The 16,178-nt window shown below is 62.5% G+C and carries 15 protein-coding genes; 9 read left to right on the top strand and 6 right to left on the bottom strand.

The genetic code is table 11. The annotated features are described in order from the left end of the window. Positions 1-226 precede the first annotated feature (226 nt). Genes CAF79_RS05795 through CAF79_RS05785 form a run of 3 tightly spaced genes read right to left on the bottom strand, consistent with a single transcriptional unit; the run spans position 227 to position 5,181 of the window. Positions 227-2,128, bottom strand: a complete 1,902-nt coding sequence (locus CAF79_RS05795; protein ID WP_085697037.1) for an ATP-binding protein — start codon at positions 2,126-2,128, stop codon at positions 227-229. Then, the gene (locus CAF79_RS05790) at positions 2,125-3,057 is read right to left on the bottom strand and encodes an ABC transporter substrate-binding protein (RefSeq protein WP_085697036.1); all 933 of its coding nucleotides are present in this window, start codon (positions 3,055-3,057) and stop codon (positions 2,125-2,127) included. The genes CAF79_RS05795 and CAF79_RS05790 overlap by 4 nt, the downstream gene beginning before the upstream one ends. Further along, positions 3,058-5,181 (bottom strand): TonB-dependent siderophore receptor, encoded by a 2,124-nt coding sequence (locus CAF79_RS05785; protein WP_085697035.1) that lies wholly within the window; start codon positions 5,179-5,181, stop codon positions 3,058-3,060. It abuts the gene before it with no gap. 196 nt (positions 5,182-5,377) lie between these two features. Between CAF79_RS05785 and CAF79_RS05780 the strand changes: the two genes are divergently transcribed. The 9 genes from CAF79_RS05780 (at position 5,378) to CAF79_RS05740 (ending at position 13,261) form a co-directional block, all read left to right on the top strand. Further along, positions 5,378-6,403 carry an NAD(P)H-dependent glycerol-3-phosphate dehydrogenase gene (locus CAF79_RS05780; RefSeq protein WP_085697034.1) on the top strand — a complete coding sequence of 342 codons (1,026 nt, stop codon included), beginning with the start codon at positions 5,378-5,380 and terminating at the stop codon, positions 6,401-6,403. Positions 6,404-6,421: 18 nt separating this feature from the next. After that, positions 6,422-6,769 carry a DUF4389 domain-containing protein gene (locus CAF79_RS05775; RefSeq protein WP_085697033.1) on the top strand — a complete coding sequence of 116 codons (348 nt, stop codon included), beginning with the start codon at positions 6,422-6,424 and terminating at the stop codon, positions 6,767-6,769. Then, positions 6,766-7,218, top strand: coding sequence for a phosphohistidine phosphatase SixA (gene sixA / locus CAF79_RS05770; protein ID WP_085697032.1), 453 nt, complete (start codon positions 6,766-6,768; stop codon positions 7,216-7,218). The genes CAF79_RS05775 and sixA overlap by 4 nt, the downstream gene beginning before the upstream one ends. A gap of 81 nt (positions 7,219-7,299) precedes the next feature. Next, the gene (locus CAF79_RS05765) at positions 7,300-8,955 is read left to right on the top strand and encodes an AMP-binding protein (protein ID WP_085697031.1); all 1,656 of its coding nucleotides are present in this window, start codon (positions 7,300-7,302) and stop codon (positions 8,953-8,955) included. Positions 8,956-8,986: 31 nt separating this feature from the next. Continuing rightward, entirely contained in the window at positions 8,987-9,430 is a 444-nt protein-coding gene (locus CAF79_RS05760; protein WP_025112971.1) for a hotdog fold thioesterase, read from the top strand. Between the two features lie 118 nt (positions 9,431-9,548). After that, on the top strand, positions 9,549-10,355 hold the full coding sequence (locus tag CAF79_RS05755) for an alpha/beta fold hydrolase (protein ID WP_085697030.1): 807 nt from the start codon (positions 9,549-9,551) through the stop codon (positions 10,353-10,355). After that, a complete protein-coding gene (locus CAF79_RS05750; RefSeq protein ID WP_085697029.1) occupies positions 10,352-11,206 on the top strand; it encodes an alpha/beta hydrolase in 855 nt (284 codons plus the stop codon). Before CAF79_RS05755 ends, CAF79_RS05750 begins: the two co-directional genes overlap by 4 nt. A 127-nt stretch (positions 11,207-11,333) precedes the next feature. Beyond that, positions 11,334-12,140, top strand: a complete 807-nt coding sequence (locus CAF79_RS05745) for a DUF4892 domain-containing protein (RefSeq protein WP_085697028.1) — start codon at positions 11,334-11,336, stop codon at positions 12,138-12,140. 68 nt (positions 12,141-12,208) lie between these two features. Continuing rightward, complete coding sequence (locus CAF79_RS05740; RefSeq protein WP_085697027.1) at positions 12,209-13,261, top strand: AI-2E family transporter; 1,053 nt, start codon at positions 12,209-12,211, stop codon at positions 13,259-13,261. Positions 13,262-13,494: 233 nt separating this feature from the next. On the opposite strand, the gene xopAW is transcribed toward CAF79_RS05740, so the two are convergent. From xopAW to CAF79_RS05725, 3 genes are all read right to left on the bottom strand, one after another. Further along, on the bottom strand, positions 13,495-14,130 hold the full coding sequence (gene xopAW / locus CAF79_RS05735; RefSeq protein WP_085697026.1) for an EF-hand domain-containing protein: 636 nt from the start codon (positions 14,128-14,130) through the stop codon (positions 13,495-13,497). Between the two features lie 104 nt (positions 14,131-14,234). Next, on the bottom strand, positions 14,235-15,290 hold the full coding sequence (locus tag CAF79_RS05730; RefSeq protein WP_085697025.1) for a cell wall metabolism sensor histidine kinase WalK: 1,056 nt from the start codon (positions 15,288-15,290) through the stop codon (positions 14,235-14,237). Further along, positions 15,290-16,051 carry a response regulator gene (locus tag CAF79_RS05725; protein ID WP_371917913.1) on the bottom strand — a complete coding sequence of 254 codons (762 nt, stop codon included), beginning with the start codon at positions 16,049-16,051 and terminating at the stop codon, positions 15,290-15,292. Before CAF79_RS05725 ends, CAF79_RS05730 begins: the two co-directional genes overlap by 1 nt. Between the last annotated feature and the right edge of the window lie 127 nt (positions 16,052-16,178).

The following is a 16,178-nucleotide window of genomic DNA, read 5'->3' as shown; positions in this document are numbered from 1 at the left end:
TGCGGCAGGTGGGGCAAATCTTCCCGGCCGATCGATGCGTTCATGCCTCGTACCGGCAGCCTACTCATAGACTATTGCGTTGTAGTGAAAGTCACAGCACCAAGGACATGAATGTACACTTGTGCACTGAAATTTTTATTCAAGCCCCTTTTGAGGCTCGTCAGGGTGCCTAAGACTGCCGCACTTTCGCTTTTCACGCCAGTCGCAGATGCTCGAAAGGGCCCAGTCACTGCACCCAGCGCTGCAGAATCTGCTGCAGATCATTGCGTTTGAATGGCTTGGCCAGGTAATCGTTCATGCCCGCCGACAGGCAGTTTTCCCGATCGCCCTGCAACGCATTGGCGGTGAGGGCGATGATGGGCACATGGCCGCAGCCGGGCAGGCGGCGGATCTGTCGGGTCGCCTCGTAACCGTCGATGAGCGGCAAACGGCAATCCATCAGGATCGCCTCGAAACGGCTGTCGCCGGCACTGCGCACCGCCTGCACGCCGTCGGTGGCGACGCTGACGGTAAAGCCCAGGCTGCGCAACATCGCTTCGATCACCGTCTGGTTGACCGGGTTGTCCTCGACCAGCAGCACATTGCGCCCTTCGCCGTGACCGTCGCCGTTCAGCGTGCGCGGTGCCGCCAGCGCAGGGAGTGCCTGCTTATATAAAGCCAGAGGAATTTCCAGGGTGAATACCGATCCGCGACCTTCTTCACTCTGGGCGCGCAAGGTGCCGCCCATCCGCTCGGCGAGAGTGCGGGCAATCGGCAGGCCCAGGCCGGTGCCGCCATAACGACGGGAAATCGAACTGTCGGCCTGCTGGAACGCGTTGAACATCAGTTCCAGGCTCTGCGGCGAAATGCCGATGCCGCTGTCACGCACCGCGCAGGTGAACCACAGCAATTCGTGATCCAGCGACTGCCACTGCGCCTCGATGCTGACGCGCCCCTGTTCGGTGAACTTCAAGGCATTGCCGACCAGGTTGACCAGAATCTGCCGGATTCGTGTCGGATCGCCTTGTACCTGCAAGTCGCGCATGTCTTCGGGGATTCGCAGTTCCAGGGCCAGCCCGCGTTGCGCGGCGCTGTGCTGGAACGACTGGGCGCAGGCGCCGATCAGGTCGGCGAGGTTGAACGGAATGTGCTCCAGTTCCAGTTCCGAACGCTCGATGCGCGAGAAATCCAGAATGTCGTTGATCACCTTGAGCAAATGCTCCGTGGACTCGGAAGCCAGCGCCGCGTACTCGACCTGTTCCTCGGTCATTTCGGTGGTTTCGAGCAATTGCAGCATGCCCAGCACGCCGTTCATCGGGGTGCGCAGTTCATGGCTCATCATCGCTAGGAAATCCGATTTGGCGTTGTTGGCCTTTTCCGCCTCCTCGCGGGTCTGGATCAGTTGCGCCATCGCCTGATGCTGCTCGCGGCTGGCCTGTTCCAGCGCCTGGGCCAGATTGTTGATGTGTTGCGAAAGGGCGCCCAGCTCGGTGTCATCGACAATCGGCAGCGGGGTTTTGTAGTCGCCGTCCTGAATTGCCTTGACCGCATTGCCGATATCACGGATCGGCTGCGACAGGCTTCCGGCCAGTCGCCGCGCCAGAACAAACGTGAACAGCAGGGCGAACAACGCCAGAATTGCGGCCTTGAGCAAAATTTCCTGTTGGCGCTGACTGAAGGCGTCGTTGGACAGACCGACGATCACCCGGCCCAGATAATCCTCGCTGGCCACGCCGGGGCTGCTTTTGCCGTCCTGAAAGAAATCGTTGTGCAGGGCGATGCGTTGCAGCCGCACCGGCGCCTGGAACACTTCGACCTGATGCGGGCGGTTGTGCGCATCCGCCGGCTGTTCGACGTAAGCCAGAATCCGGTTGGCGCTGTCCTGCACTTCCAGAAATCGCACATTCGGCGTGGCCAGCGTGGCCTTGAGCAGGCTTTCCAGCACCTCGTTGTTGCCGGAAATCACCCCGTATTCGGTGGCGGGTGCGAGTTGGTTGGCGATCAGTTGGCCGGTGTGGTTCAGCTCCTGACGCAAATCCTGAATGCGCACGAAGGTGAAAAAGCTGATCAGCAGCAAGGTCAGCAACAGCGCAGGGCCCAGGCTGATCAACTGGGTGCGGGTGTTGATGTCCCAACGGCGGAAAATCATGGGCGGCGCTCTCCTTCGGCCAGCTCTGCGGCGACAGACGCTTCATTGATCGGTTCTATCCCTAGGGAACGAGCTACCTGCGCATTACTTGAGACTTTAAAACGCTCGGGGTAGAGCGTGCGCGGCCAGGTGGCCGGTGGCCGGTCCAGCAACTCGTCGAGGACTGCCAGCCAGTCGTTCTGATCGCTGTAGGTACTGGCCAGGCTGCCGGCACGGACGAAAGCGACATTCGGCCCGACCAGCGCCAGTTGCCGAGAGTAACTGCTGAGCAACAGGTTCTTCGCGGTTTTCGGGTTGTACAGGTCAGGGTCGTCAAGGCCCAGCAACACGTCGCTGTTTTTCAGCACAGTCTGCAAGGGGCGGCTGTCGTGGGTGTTGTCCCAGCGCTGCGGGACGATTTGCAGACTCAGCGGCTGGGCCGCCGATTGCAGCTCCTTGAGCAGGAACTCGCTGTGCTGGTCGAACAGCACGCCGACGCGCCCGGCCTGGGGCAGAATCCGGCGGATCAGTTGCAACTGACGACTCAGCGGCGGATCGGCCCACAGCAGGCTCAAGTGGGGTGGCTGCATGTCGCCGAAGCGTTGCCGGGCCTGCAAGCGGCTGATGCGCAGGACCAGAGTCGCCGGGCCCTGGCTTTCCTGCATGCGCCAATCGAGGCTCGGCAAATCGAGCAGAATCAGGCGCAGACTCGACGGCAACTTGCCCGGCGCCGGCAGGCTCGCCAGTGGCTGGAAATGCACGCGGTCGGTGGGGCGCAGTTCGCTCAGGGCCTGGACGAACGATTGCACGCCGGGGCTTTCCTCGGCGCCGGTCAGCAGAATATCGGCCGCCTGCACCGCCACGCCATGCAGCCACGCTGTCAGGAACAGACAAAGCCCGGCCAGCCATTGGCCGAGCGTTGGCATCTTCCGTGACATGGCGTAACGCATCTAGAACTCCAGCTCGGCGCTGAAATACACCACCCGGCGTTCGTCGTAATTGTTATCGACGAAGGTGGTCGGCTCATGGTCCAGGCGTTGTTGCAGCACACCGGCCAGTTGCAGTTGGGCCTTGCCCAAGGCGATGCGTTTGGCGATGCGCGTGTCGACCCGCTCGAAACGGTAACCGTTGAGCGCGTTGTCAGCATAGTAGAAGAGGGCGCTGTTCCAGCCCTGGCCCCAATCGCGCAGCCAGCCCGCCGAGCCGCTGTTGCGCGCGGTGAATTGCTGATCCAGCGGATTGCTCGCCTCGGCGTCGACGAAGGCATACGTCAGGCGCAAGCGGTCGGCCGCACTCAGGCGCCAGTCCATTTGCGTTTCGGTGCCGCGAAAGCGCGAATCGTTGGCGTTGCTGGCGATGTACTGATTGTTGCGCAGCGGCTCGCTGATCATCCCGGTGATTTCGTCGTAGAACAGCTTCACGTCCAGCGCCAGCCCCCACTCCGGGAAATAGCCGTTGTAGCCCAGTTCCCGCGAGCGCATGTGTTCCTGGTCCAGATCACCGGGGCCCCGGGTCTTGACGAAGTAGCGGGCCGAAGACTGGCCATAGGCGGCGGGCCGCAGGTTGGTCACCTGATAACTCCAGTTGACGTTGTTCTCGAACATGTCCGGCGAGCGGATGGCTTCCGAATACACCGCGCGCAGGCTGTGTCGCGGGTTGAACAGGTAGTTGACCGCAAACCGGGGCGTCAGCGAACTGCCGATCAATTGCGTGTCTTCGAACATGGCGCCGCCCTGCAACAGCCAGTGTTCGCTGGCGCGCCATTCCAGTTGGCCGAAGGCGCGCCAAGTGGTGTCGTCGAGCGTGCCGTTGAAATAGGTCTCGGAATCGGCCCGGTCGTAACGATAGTTCAGGCCGCTGACCAGACGCAGGCTGTCGGACAGGCTGAGGGTGTCCTGCAATTCCAGGTCGTAACGCGATTCCCGGGCACTCTGGTCGATGTCGCCGCACAGGGTCTGGCGCGCGCCGTTGCGCCACTGGTCCAGCACCTGATTGGCCAGGGCCATTTCCTGCGGTGTGCCGGCGGGTGCGCCGGGGCCGGTGAACAGCGTCATGTTGCGCGCCAGGCGTTCGGTGTAGTTCGGGTTGAGTTGCCACAGCTCCGTCAATTGCGGGCTGAACGACACTTCGGCGTCACAGGCACGCCAGGTCTGCTGACGGTCCCAGTGTTGCGCAGAACCTTGCACGTAAAGGCTGTGATCGGGATTGAGGTCGAGATTCCAGCGCACCGAGCCGGCGTAGTCCTTGGCAACCACGTCGGAATTGTTCCCGGCAGCGGTAATCCCGGAGAACACCGGTCGGTAGGTATAAGGCCGCTGATTGGTCCCGTCCTTGGCGTTGACCTGCCAGTCCAGGCTCTGGTTGTCGCCCAGGGTCTGGCTGACCGCGAGGCTTAAGCGGTTCAAGCGGCGGTTGTCGCGGTAATCGGCGCCGGTGCGATCGCTGTCAAAACCGTCGTCTTCCAGACCGGACAGCGACAGACGCAGATCGCCGCCATTCCAGCCGGTGCTCTGGCTGGCATAGAAGTCGTTGATGCCGCGCTGGCCGCGTGTCAGCTTCAGCCGCGTGCCGTGGCTGTCCGCCGGGTTGCGGGTGATGATGTTGACCACCGCCATCAGCGCATTGGCGCCGTAGCTGACGGTGTTCGGGCCGCGAAAGACTTCGATCCGCTCGATGTCTTCCATGGCCACCGGAATGTCGCTCCAGTCCACGGTCGCGAGCCCGGCGCGGTACACCGAGCGGCCGTCGATCAGCACCTGCATGCGGCGGGCTTCAGTGGCGTTGGTTCCGTGATAATTCACCACGGCCTGATTGCCGCTGATGCTGCCGACCATCATCCCCGGCACCAGGCGCAGCAGTTCGCTGATGTCCCGGGCGCCGCTGGCGCTGATCAGTTCGCTGTCGAGCACCGTCATGCTGCCCGGGACTTCCGCCGGCGACTGCTTCAGGCGGGTGGCGGTCAGGATCTGTGGCAAGGCCTCACTGTCGACAAACAGGTCATCCGCCAACAGCACCGGGCTGAACAGCAGCGCCAGCAGCAGGGACGAACGCGGTGAAGGGGGGCCAGAAAACACGACGCAGCCTTGATAGCAGAGAATTGGCGCGCATGTTAACCGAGGGCGACGACTTTTCCAGTCACGTTGCAGGCATTTTCCTCGGTTTTATTGGTCTTCTTCCTATAAGTGCGGGTAATTGACGCCGGGGCTGTCCGAGAGGGGGACGCTCCGTATAATGCCGGCATCGCCACTGGTATGGATTAACGGATTACATATGACTGAACAGCGCCCGATTGCGGTCCTGGGAGGCGGAAGTTTCGGTACCGCCGTGGCCAATCTGTTGGCCGAGAACGGCCATCAAGTCCGGCAGTGGATGCGTGACCCCGAGCAGGCCGAGGCCATCCGGGTCAATCGCGAGAACCCGCGTTACCTCAAAGGCATCAAGATTCTGCCCGGCGTGACCCCGGTCACCGACCTGCAGGAAACCCTCGACGCCTGCGATTTGTGTTTCGTGGCATTGCCGTCCAGCGCGCTGCGCACAGTGTTGGCGCCGCATGCCGAACGCCTGAGCGGCAAGATGCTGGTCAGCCTGACCAAAGGCATTGAAGCCCACACCTTCAAACTGATGAGCCAGATTCTCGAAGAGATCGCCCCGAAGGCGCGCATCGGCGTGCTGTCCGGGCCGAACCTGGCACGGGAAATCGCCGAGCACGCGCTGACCGCCACTGTGGTCGCCAGTGAAGACGAAGAACTGTGCAAAGCCGTGCAGGCCGCGTTGCATGGCCGTACTTTCCGCGTCTACGCCAGCGCCGACCGATTCGGCGTGGAACTGGGCGGGGCACTGAAAAACGTCTACGCGATCATCGCCGGCATGGCGGTGGCGCTGCAGATGGGCGAGAACACCAAGAGCATGCTGATCACCCGCGCCCTGGCCGAGATGACCCGGTTTGCAGTGAATCAAGGCGCCAACCCGATGACCTTCCTCGGTCTGGCCGGGGTCGGCGATCTGATCGTCACTTGCTCGTCGCCGAAAAGCCGCAACTATCAGGTCGGTTTCGCTCTCGGTCAGGGCTTGAGCCTCGACGAAGCGGTGTCGCGTCTCGGTGAAGTGGCCGAAGGGGTCAACACCCTGAAAGTGCTCAAGGCCAAGGCCCAGGAGGTTGGCGTGTACATGCCGCTGGTCGCCGGACTGCATGCAATCCTGTTCGAAGGGCGCACGCTTGAGCAGGTGATCGGTCTTCTGATGCGAGGCGAGCCGAAAACCGACGTCGACTTTATTTCCACCAGTGGTTTCAACTGATTCAGCAGGGAGCAGGGCATGAACGATCCGAAAACCGAAGCCAAATATGAATCCATCCTCCTGCGGGCGTTGTGGATGATCATCTACGTGCTGGTCTGGCAGGTAGCGCAGTTCATCCTCGGCGCGGTGGTGCTGGTGCAGTTGATCTATCGTTTGATCTATGGCGCCCCGAGCGCCAGCCTGATGAATTTCGGCGACAGCCTGAGCCAGTTTCTGGCGCAGATCGGTCGTTTCGGCAGCTTCCACAGCGACCAGAAACCCTGGCCGTTCGCCGACTGGCCGGCGCCGCGTACTCCGGAAGGTGAGGCGCCACACGTTGTCGCGCCGGCACCGCATCCGGCCCGGGATGAGGAACCCAAGCTATGAAACTCTGGGTATTGCGTCACGGTGAGGCCGAGCCCTACGGCTCACGCCCCGACTCCGAGCGGGAACTGACCGCCCACGGTCGCAAGGAAGTGTTGAGCAGCGCAGCCCGCTTGATGGGCCAGCCGCTGACCGCCATCTATGCCAGCCCGTACCTGCGGGCACAGCAGACGGCGCAACTGGTGCGCGAAGCCCTGGGCTTTGAGCCGGAGATCCGCACCGTCGAGTGGTTGACCCCGGAAGTTGACCCGGACCGCGTGGCCGAGCAACTGGTTTCGGTGAGCAACGTTTTGTTGGTCAGCCACAATCCGCTGGTGGGAAATCTGCTCAGCTACCTGCAACACGGTGCCGGCTATCCGCCGGAAAAAGTCAGCACCGCCGGGCTGGCCGAGCTCGAACACAGCGAGTTGCTGATCGGTTCGATGAAGCTGAACAGTCTTAAACATCCCTGAAATTTTTTGTACGAAATAGTCAACCAAGCACTTGCTTGGTTGACTACGCTTGCTCCAGACCAAAAAACAGGAGCGAGTCGAATGTCTTCTGCCTTCCGTTTGCCGCTGGACGTGTTTTATGAACGCGAGGCCCGGCACCCGCGTCAGCGTTTTCTGGTGCAGCCGATCGGCGGCGGGCAGGTCGAAACCCTGACCTGGGCCGATGTTGGCCATCAGGCCCGTTGCGCCGCGCACTGGTTGCGATCCCGGGAGTTGCCGCCAGGCAGCCATATCGCCCTGATCTCGAAAAACTGCGCGCACTGGATCATTGCCGACCTGGCGATCTGGATGGCCGGGCATGTCTCGGTACCGCTCTATCCGAACCTCACCGCCGAATCCGTGAATCAGGTGCTCACCCACTCGGAAAGCGTGCTGGCATTCATCGGCAAGCTTGATGACTGGCCGGGCATGTCAGCGGGTGTACCGGCCGGTCTGACAACAGTCAGCCTGCCGCTGCATCCGCCGGGCACGTTCGATTTCAACTGGGACGATGTGCAGCGCAGCTCGCCGATCCAGGACGATCCGCGTCCCGCCGCCGAGCAATTGGCGACGATCATTTACACCTCCGGCACCACCGGCCTGCCCAAGGGTGTGATGCACAGCTTTGCCAACCTCGGGTTCGCGACGACGCGCGGCACGCAGCTGTTCGGTCTCAATGAGAACGACCGGCTGCTGTCGTATCTGCCGCTGTGTCATGTTGCCGAGCGGATGTTCGTCGAACTGGCGTCGATCTATACCGGGCAGACGGTGTTTTTCGCCGAGAGCCTCGATACCTTCCTCGCCGATCTCAAGCGGGCGCGGCCGACGGCGATGTTCGGTGTGCCGCGGATCTGGACCAAATTCCAGATGGGCGTCTACAGCAAGATCCCGGCGAAACGCCTGGACTTCCTGCTCGACCTGCCCTTCATCGGCAAGCGGGTCGGCCACAAGGTGTTGGCGGGGTTGGGGCTGGATGCGTTGCGCGTGGCGTTGTCCGGTGCGGCACCGGTGCCGCTGACCTTGTTGCGTTGGTATCAGAAACTCGGGCTCGACGTGCTGGAGGTCTACGGCATGACCGAAAGCTGCGGTTATTCGCACATCTGCCTGCCGGGGCAATACAAGGAAGGCTGGATCGGTCGGCCGTGTCCTGACGTGGAAGTGCGTATCGATGAGTCCGGGGAAGTGCAGGTGCGCAGCCAGGCGAACATGCTCGGCTATTTCAAGGAGCCGCAGAAAACCGCCGAAACCCTCACCGAAGACGGTTTCCTGCGCACCGGCGACAAAGGCGAACAGGACGCCGCAGGGCGTTTGCGCCTGACCGGGCGGCTCAAGGAAATCTTCAAGACCAGCAAGGGCAAATACGTCGCTCCGGCGCCGATCGAAAATCGGCTGGCGGTGCATTCGCGGATCGAACAGGTCTGCGTGGTCGGCGATGGCCTGAGTGCGCCGCTGGGGTTGTGCGTACTCTCGGCCGTGGGCCGGCAAGAGCCCCGCGCACCGCTGCATTCGAGCCTGGAAAAACTGCTGGAGGAAGTCAACGCCGTACTCGACAAGCACGAGCGCCTGCGCCGGCTGGTGGTGGTCAAGGACAGTTGGGCGGTGGAGAACGGCTTTCTCACGCCGACCCTGAAAATCAAACGCAACATCATCGAAGACACCTACGGAGCACGTTTCGAAGAATGGAGCGAGCGCAGTGAGACGGTGCTGTGGCAGGATTGAGCGTCGATCAAAACAACAAAGGAAGCCTGCGATGACCTTGTGGCGCACCACTCCGAACATCGAGCAGTTGAACGCAATCCAGAAAAACACCATCGGCGAAGTGCTGGACATTCGCTTCGAGTCCTTCGACGAGGAGTCGCTGACGGCCAGCATGGTCATCGACCATCGCACCCATCAGCCTTACGGCCTGCTGCACGGTGGCGCCTCGGTGGTGCTGGCCGAGACAGTCGGCTCGATGGCCAGCTACCTGTGCATCGATGCCAGCAAGTTCTATTGCGTGGGGCTGGAAATCAACGCCAACCACTTGCGTGGCCTGCGCAGCGGTCGGGTGACGGCGGTGGCCAGACCGATTCACATCGGCCGCACCACCCATGTCTGGGACATCCGCCTGACCAGCGATGAAGGCAAGGCCAGTTGTGTGTCGCGTCTGACCATGGCGGTGGTGCCGCTGGGAGAACAACCGCCGGCGCGTTGATGGCTCAAGCGTCATAGCCCTGACCGGACTGTCATCATTCCTGGCAGTTACGGTCATTGCTGTAGGACGCGGTCTTACGGACAATCAACGCCTGTTTTCCGCTCATGGATTTGCCGGTATGTCGCAACCGATCTTCTTCGCCCACGCCAATGGTTTCCCTTCGGGTACCTACGGCAAACTGTTCGCGGCGCTGGCGCCCGAGTACCGGGTCGCGCATCTGGAACAACATGCCCATGACCCGCGTTTCCCGGCGGGTGACAACTGGTACCACCTGGTCGACGAACTCATCCATCATCTTCAACAGCAAGATGAACCGGTGTGGGGCGTGGGCCATTCTTTCGGCGGCATGCTGCATTTGCACGCCGCACTGCGTTGCCCGGAACTCTATCGGGGTGTGGTGATGCTCGACTCGCCGGTGCTGACCCGTACCGATCAATGGGTGATCCGCGCCGCCAAACGCTTTGGTTTCATCGACAAACTGACCCCGGCCGGCCGCACGTTGGGGCGCCGCGAAGAGTTTGCCGATCTAGACAGCGCCCGTGGTTATTTCGCCGGCAAGACCTTGTTCCGCAGCTTTGATCCGGAATGCTTCGATGCTTATCTGCAGCACGGTCTGCACAAGGTCGGCGACAAGCTGCGCCTGCGCTTCGATCCTGCGACCGAGATCAGCATTTATCGCGGCGTGCCGCACACCAGTCCTGCTCATACCCGGCAATTGAAGGTGCCGCTGGCAGTGGTGCGTGGACACAAGAGCCGGGTGGTGATGAACCATCACACCCGGTTTGTCGGGCGTCTGCCTCAGGGCGAGGCGCTGACCGTGCCCGGTGGGCACATGTTTCCCCTTGAACGCCCGCAGGATACGGCGTTGCTGCTGAAAAGCCTGTTCACCCGATGGGAAGGTCGCCAGCAAAAGGATTGCGCATGAACCCCGCCGTCGAAGAAGTGCGCCTGAGCCTGCCGCATATCGAACTGGCGGCGCACCTGTTCGGCCCGGAAGACGGGTTGCCGGTGATCGCCCTGCACGGCTGGCTGGACAACGCCAACAGCTTCGCGCGCCTGGCGCCCAAGCTCAAAGGCCTGCGCATCGTGGCACTGGACATGGCCGGTCACGGGCACTCCGGGCATCGCCCGATTGGTGCCGGTTACGCACTTTGGGATTACGCCCATGACGTGCTGCAGGTCGCCGAGCAACTGGGCTGGAAACGTTTCGGCCTGCTCGGGCATTCCATGGGCGCGATCGTTTCGCTGGTGCTGGCCGGCTCGTTGCCCGAACGCATCACCCATCTGGCGCTGATCGACGGGGTGATTCCTCCTACCGACAAAGGCGAAAATGCCGCCGAGCGCATGGGCATGGCCTTACAGGCACAGCTCGATCTTCGGGAAAAGCGCAAACCGGTCTACAACACCCTCGACCGGGCCATCGAAGCACGGATGAAAGGGCTGGTGGCGGTCAGTCGCGAAGCCGCCGAACTGCTGGCGCAACGCGGCCTGATGCCGGTGCCCGGCGGTTACACCTGGCGCACCGACAACCGCCTGACCTTGCCGTCGCCGTTGCGTCTGACCCAGGAACAGACGATGGCGTTCGTGCAGCGCATTGCCTGTCCCGCGCAATTGGTGGTCGCCGCCGACGGCATGCTGGCCCGACATCCGGAGCTGCTGGAGCGTCTACCCTTTGACCGGGAGCAGCTGCCGGGCGGGCATCACCTGCACCTGAACGATGAGGCCGGGGCCGAGCTTGTCGCAGACTGTTTCAATCGGTTCTTCGCCATTCCTTGACTTGCTCCCGGCAACTGTCGAGGCTGGGCGGGTTGAAATGGGAGACAACCAAGATGGATTTCTACACCGCTGCGACTTCGAACTGCCCTCAAGGCACCCAGGCCATGTCCCTGCGATGAGCCTGTCCATGCGATCTATCAGTCTGCTGGCGCTGTGCTGTTTCAGTCCCTTTCCATTCGCTGCCGACCTGCCGGGCAGTCAGGATCTGCCGATCGTGCCGCGTGTGGCCGATGCGCAGATCGTCGACTATCGCCCTGCCGCAGAGCTGGAGCGGATCTACCCGCTCGGCTCGATCCGCAAGATCAGCGGCCAGTTGCGTTTCGACGGCCAGGTCAGCGCCCGGGGGCAAACCACCTCGGTGACCTACGAGTTGCCGCCGGAACATTCCGCCACCGAAGCTTTCACTCTCGCTCGCGAAGCCCTGCAAAAGCAGGATGCCCAACTGTTGTTCTGGTGCCAGGCCCGGGATTGCGGCGAGAGCAGCCTGTGGGCCAACGAGGTGTTCGGCAACGCCAAACTGTACGGTGCCGACGAGCAGCAGGCCTATCTGCTGCTGAGGCTCGCGGCGCCGCGCGACAACACGCTGGTGGCGCTTTACAGCATCACTCGCGGCAATCGCAAAGCCTATCTGCACGTTGAACAGTTCCAGGCGCTGGCACCGCTCGGTGACCTGCTGCCGACCTCGGCCACGCTGCTGCGGGAGTTGAAAAGCACTGGCGAACTGGATTTTCCGAAGCTGGTTGGCGATCCGGATGATACCTGGCTGCGTTTGCTGTCCCGTGGTCTGAACCTCGACACCACCTTGCGGGTCACGGTGTCCGGGCCGAAAGCCGAGGCCTGGCGGCAGGCGTTGATCGGGCAGGGCGTGCGTGCCGCGCGAATGGAAACCGGCAGTGTCGATGGCGAAGGTCTGCGCATCGATCTGTTGCGGTAGGTGTATCGGGCGGGCACGCGCCGCGTGTTCGCCTACTCTTTGGATGAATGTTTTTTTCGAGACCTCGCATGCTCAATAACGATCGCCTGTTGGTGCAGATCCTGTTGCTGGTGCTGTTCGGCGCCAGCCTGTGGGTGATGGCGCCGTTCTGGTCGGCGCTGTTCTGGGGCGCGGTGCTGGCGTTTGCCAGTTGGCCGCTGATGCGTCTGCTGACCCGCTGGCTCAGTGGCCGGGAATCCCTCGCGGCCCTGTTGCTGACCATGGGCTGGATGTTGCTGGTGGCGGGGCCGCTGGTGTGGCTGGGCTTTAACCTGGCCGATCACGTGCGTGATGCCACGGCGTTCATCAAGGATGTGCAGGTCGATGGATTGCCCGAGGCACCGAGCTGGCTGGGCGGCGTGCCGCTGGTGGGCGAACGGCTGGTGGGAATCTGGAACAGCATCGATCAGCAGGGCGCGGCCCTGATGGTGACGGTCAAACCTTATCTGGGGCAGGTCGGCAACTGGTTGCTGGCGCGCAGTGCGCAGATCGGCAGCGGAATTCTCGAGCTGACCCTGAGCATCGTTTTCGTGTTCTTTTTCTACCGTGACGGACCGCGATTGGCGGCGTTCGTGCACAGTCTGCTGCAGCGCCTGATCGGTGATCGGGCCGGTTACTACATCGATCTGGTGGCCGGTACGGTGCAGCGGGTGGTCAACGGGGTGATCGGTACGGCGGCGGCACAAGCGATACTGGCGCTGATCGGGTTCCTGATTGCCGGGGTGCCGGGGGCGCTGGTGCTGGGGATCGTGACGTTCCTGCTCAGTCTGATTCCGATGGGGCCGCCGCTGGTATGGATTCCGGCCACGGCGTGGCTGGCCTGGAAGGGTGAGTACGGAATGGCGGTGTTTCTCGGGATCTGGGGGACGTTCGTCATCAGTGGCGTGGATAACGTGCTCAAGCCGTATCTGATCAGCCGTGGCGGGAATCTGCCGTTGGTGATTGTGTTGCTTGGGGTGTTTGGCGGGTTGATTGCATTTGGCTTTATCGGCTTGTTTATCGGGCCTACGCTTTTGGCGGTCGCTTATAGTTTGTTGACGGATTGGAGCAAGAGTCAGGCTCGGGTCGACGATCGGCGTTGATGGTGAGCCTTGGCGGCCGTTCACTCGCCCCGGCGTTCGGCCCTCGCTGGCTCGGGTTCCTTCGCTCCGACGTCCCTCCGGGGGGCATCGACGTTGTCGATGAGTCCGGCTTCGCCAAACGGCACTGCGTGCCAATCCCCGGATGAACACCTCCACTCAGCCTTCCGAAGGGGCGGGCGGATCAAGATCAAGAGCGCTGTCGAGCTGACGCTCATCCTGTTTTTTGGATTACCTCACGTCGCCACATTCAAATACTTGCCCACCGATGCGGTGTTTTCGAGCGAGTACTGCTTGCTCAGGTTGGCGATCATGCGGTTCAGCGCTTCGGTAGTGGTTTGGTTACTGCTGGCGGTTTCTTCGTCGCTTGGGTGTTCGCGAGCTGCATGCAGTGCAGCTTTCAGTTCATCGCTGCTGACGCCACCGCTGCTGTCGCTGTCCAGCACCTTGAGCAGGGCGGCAGCGGTGTCGGTGTTGTTCGAGGCGGTGCTGTCGCTGACCTGCAACGCGCTGTTCAGTTCGGTGGCGGTCACCGTGCCGTCGCCGTCAGCATCGAGTTGGCTGAACAGTTCGTCGCTGGAGGCTTGAGGGGGCGGTGGTGGCGGTGGGGCCATGGCGGTCATTTCTTCGGCGCTGAGGCTGCCGCTGGCGTCGCTGTCCAGATCGCCGAATTGTTGGTTCAGGCTGACCAGCAGGCCGTCGTTGGACTGTTGCGACAGGGCGCTGCCCAGTTCGTCCTGATCCACCGCGCCGTCGCCGTTGCTGTCGAGTTTGGCGAACAGTTCCTTTTGCAGTTGCTGGCTGCGGGCGTTTTGCGTGGAGGTGCTGCTGGTGCTGGTATAGCTCGTGTAGTTGCTGACGCTACCGATCATCGGGCTCACTCCTTGGACTGGAAAACCGGTGGGTGTACCGGCTTATGCAGCCTCCAGTCGCAACGTGTCGTGGGTATGTGAGGTTTGTACCGGTCGGTACACAGTCAGGCGCAGTGGCGAGGCAGTTGGATCACGGCGGTCAGGCCGCCGCCGGGTGTTTCTGCCAGGGTCAGTTGTCCGCCCTGGCGCTGCGCCGCTTCCCGGGCGATGGTCATGCCCAGGCCGACGCCGCCGGAGTTGCGGTTGCGTGAGCCTTCGAGGCGGAAGAACGGTTCGAATACGGCTTCACGCTTGTCCGCCGCGATGCCCGGGCCATGGTCGATGACGTGGATCAGCAGTTGTTCGCGCTGGTCTTGCAGTTCGATGAGCGCGTGGCCGGCATAGCGCAGGGCGTTGTCCATCAGGTTGTTGATGCATGAGCGCAGTGCCATCGGCTGCACCTGCAAGGGTGCGCAATGGCCGCTGACCTGCACGTCCGCGCCTTGATCCTGGGCGTTTTCGCACAGGGATTCGACCAGCGCCTGCACGTCCATCAGTTGCAAGGCTTCGCTGGTGCGCTGTTCGTGCAGGTAGGTGAGGGTGGCGTCGAGCATGCCGATCATGTCGTCCAGGTCCTGGCGCATCTGGCCTTGCAGTTTGTCGTCGTTGATGTTTTCCAGGCGCAGTTTCAGCCGCGACAGCGGGGTGCGCAGGTCGTGAGAGACGGCGCCGAGCATCCGCGCCCGCTGCTGCACCTGTTCGCGGATGCGCTGCTGCATCAAGTTGAACGTGTGCGCAGCCTGCCGTGCTTCCCGGGGGCCGGTTTCGTCCAGCGGCGGGCTGTCGAGGTCTTCACTCAGGCGTTCGGCTGCATCGCTCAGGCGCTGGATGGGCCGGGTCAGCAGTTTGGCGCCGTACCAGGCGGCGATGATCAGCGAGATGAACTGAAAAGTCAGCGGCACGATCGGCCCGCCGAACCAGGGGCGCGGCGGGCGGGGCGGGTAGCGCGGATCCTGTGGCGGCTGTTTGCTGTCGAGGCTTTCCGAGAACTCCGGCGGCGGTGGCGGTGGTGGCGGGCCGTAGAGGCGGAACCAGGCGAAGGCCAGCAAATGCGCCAGGACGATCGCCACCAACAGCACGCCGAACAGGCGGCCGAACAGCGTGTCGAAGCGCGCCCGCATCAGCCGATGTCTCGTGCGTCGAACAGGTAGCCTTCACCGCGTACGGTCTTGATCAGTTGCGGGGCTTTCGGGTCATCGCCGAGTTTTTGCCGCAGGCGCGAGACCAGCAGGTCGATACTGCGGTCGAAGGCTTCGATCGAGCGACCTCGGGCAGCGTCCAGCAACTGTTCGCGGCTGAGGACCCGGCGCGGACGTTCGATGAACACCCAGAGCAGGCGGAATTCGGCATTGGACAGCGGCACCACCAGACCATCGTCAGCGATGAGCTGGCGCAGGACGCTGTTCAGGCGCCAGTTGTCGAAGCGGATGTTCGCACGCTGTTCGGTGCGGTCGTCGCGTACCCGACGCAGAATCGTCTGGATCCGCGCCACCAGTTCCCGAGGTTCGAACGGCTTGGCCATGTAGTCATCGGCACCCAGTTCCAGGCCGATGATCCGGTCGGTGGGTTCGCAGCGGGCGGTGAGCATCAGGATCGGGATGTCCGACTCCGCGCGCAGCCAGCGGCACAGCGACAAACCGTCTTCGCCGGGCAGCATCAGGTCGAGCACCACCACGTCGAAGTGTTCGGCCTGCATCGCCTGGCGCATCGCCGCTCCGTCGGTGACGCCGCTGGCGTGAATGTTGAAGCGGGCCAGGTAGTCGATCATCAGTTCGCGGATCGGCACGTCATCGTCGACGATCAGGGCACGAATGTTCCAGCGCTTGTCGTCTTTCTGCTCGTCGTTCACGGAGACTTGGGAGTTGTGCATGAGGCTGTTCATCTGCCAGTAGGCCGCCAACCACAAAGATAGGCTGCGAGGTTGTGGTTTCAGCATAGGCGTCCGGCCGTGAGGCGGGAAGGGCTGCTGTAAGGACTTGTTGCGGCTGGCGAGGCTAGCGCGGGCGCAT

Origin of the sequence: Pseudomonas sp. B26(2017) (genome assembly GCF_002113045.1) — a bacterium.
Lineage (GTDB): Bacteria > Pseudomonadota > Gammaproteobacteria > Pseudomonadales > Pseudomonadaceae > Aquipseudomonas.
This window is presented reverse-complemented; position numbering and strand designations above follow the sequence as displayed.

Bases quoted from the DNA above. Each gene is read 5' to 3' on its own strand.
- sixA (WP_085697032.1), top strand. From the start codon at position 6,766: ATGAAACTCTGGGTATTGCGTCACGGTGAGGCCGAGCCCTACGGCTCA.
- CAF79_RS05725 (WP_371917913.1), bottom strand. From the start codon at position 16,051: ATGAACAGCCTCATGCACAACTCCCAAGTCTCCGTGAACGACGAGCAG.
- CAF79_RS05775 (WP_085697033.1), top strand. From the start codon at position 6,422: ATGAACGATCCGAAAACCGAAGCCAAATATGAATCCATCCTCCTGCGG.
- CAF79_RS05745 (WP_085697028.1), top strand. From the start codon at position 11,334: ATGCGATCTATCAGTCTGCTGGCGCTGTGCTGTTTCAGTCCCTTTCCA.
- CAF79_RS05755 (WP_085697030.1), top strand. From the start codon at position 9,549: ATGTCGCAACCGATCTTCTTCGCCCACGCCAATGGTTTCCCTTCGGGT.
- CAF79_RS05750 (WP_085697029.1), top strand. From the start codon at position 10,352: ATGAACCCCGCCGTCGAAGAAGTGCGCCTGAGCCTGCCGCATATCGAA.
- CAF79_RS05790 (WP_085697036.1), bottom strand. From the start codon at position 3,057: ATGCGTTACGCCATGTCACGGAAGATGCCAACGCTCGGCCAATGGCTG.
- CAF79_RS05740 (WP_085697027.1), top strand. From the start codon at position 12,209: ATGCTCAATAACGATCGCCTGTTGGTGCAGATCCTGTTGCTGGTGCTG.
- CAF79_RS05760 (WP_025112971.1), top strand. From the start codon at position 8,987: ATGACCTTGTGGCGCACCACTCCGAACATCGAGCAGTTGAACGCAATC.
- xopAW (WP_085697026.1), bottom strand. From the start codon at position 14,130: ATGATCGGTAGCGTCAGCAACTACACGAGCTATACCAGCACCAGCAGC.
- CAF79_RS05780 (WP_085697034.1), top strand. From the start codon at position 5,378: ATGACTGAACAGCGCCCGATTGCGGTCCTGGGAGGCGGAAGTTTCGGT.
- CAF79_RS05730 (WP_085697025.1), bottom strand. From the start codon at position 15,290: ATGCGGGCGCGCTTCGACACGCTGTTCGGCCGCCTGTTCGGCGTGCTG.
- CAF79_RS05765 (WP_085697031.1), top strand. From the start codon at position 7,300: ATGTCTTCTGCCTTCCGTTTGCCGCTGGACGTGTTTTATGAACGCGAG.
- CAF79_RS05795 (WP_085697037.1), bottom strand. From the start codon at position 2,128: ATGATTTTCCGCCGTTGGGACATCAACACCCGCACCCAGTTGATCAGC.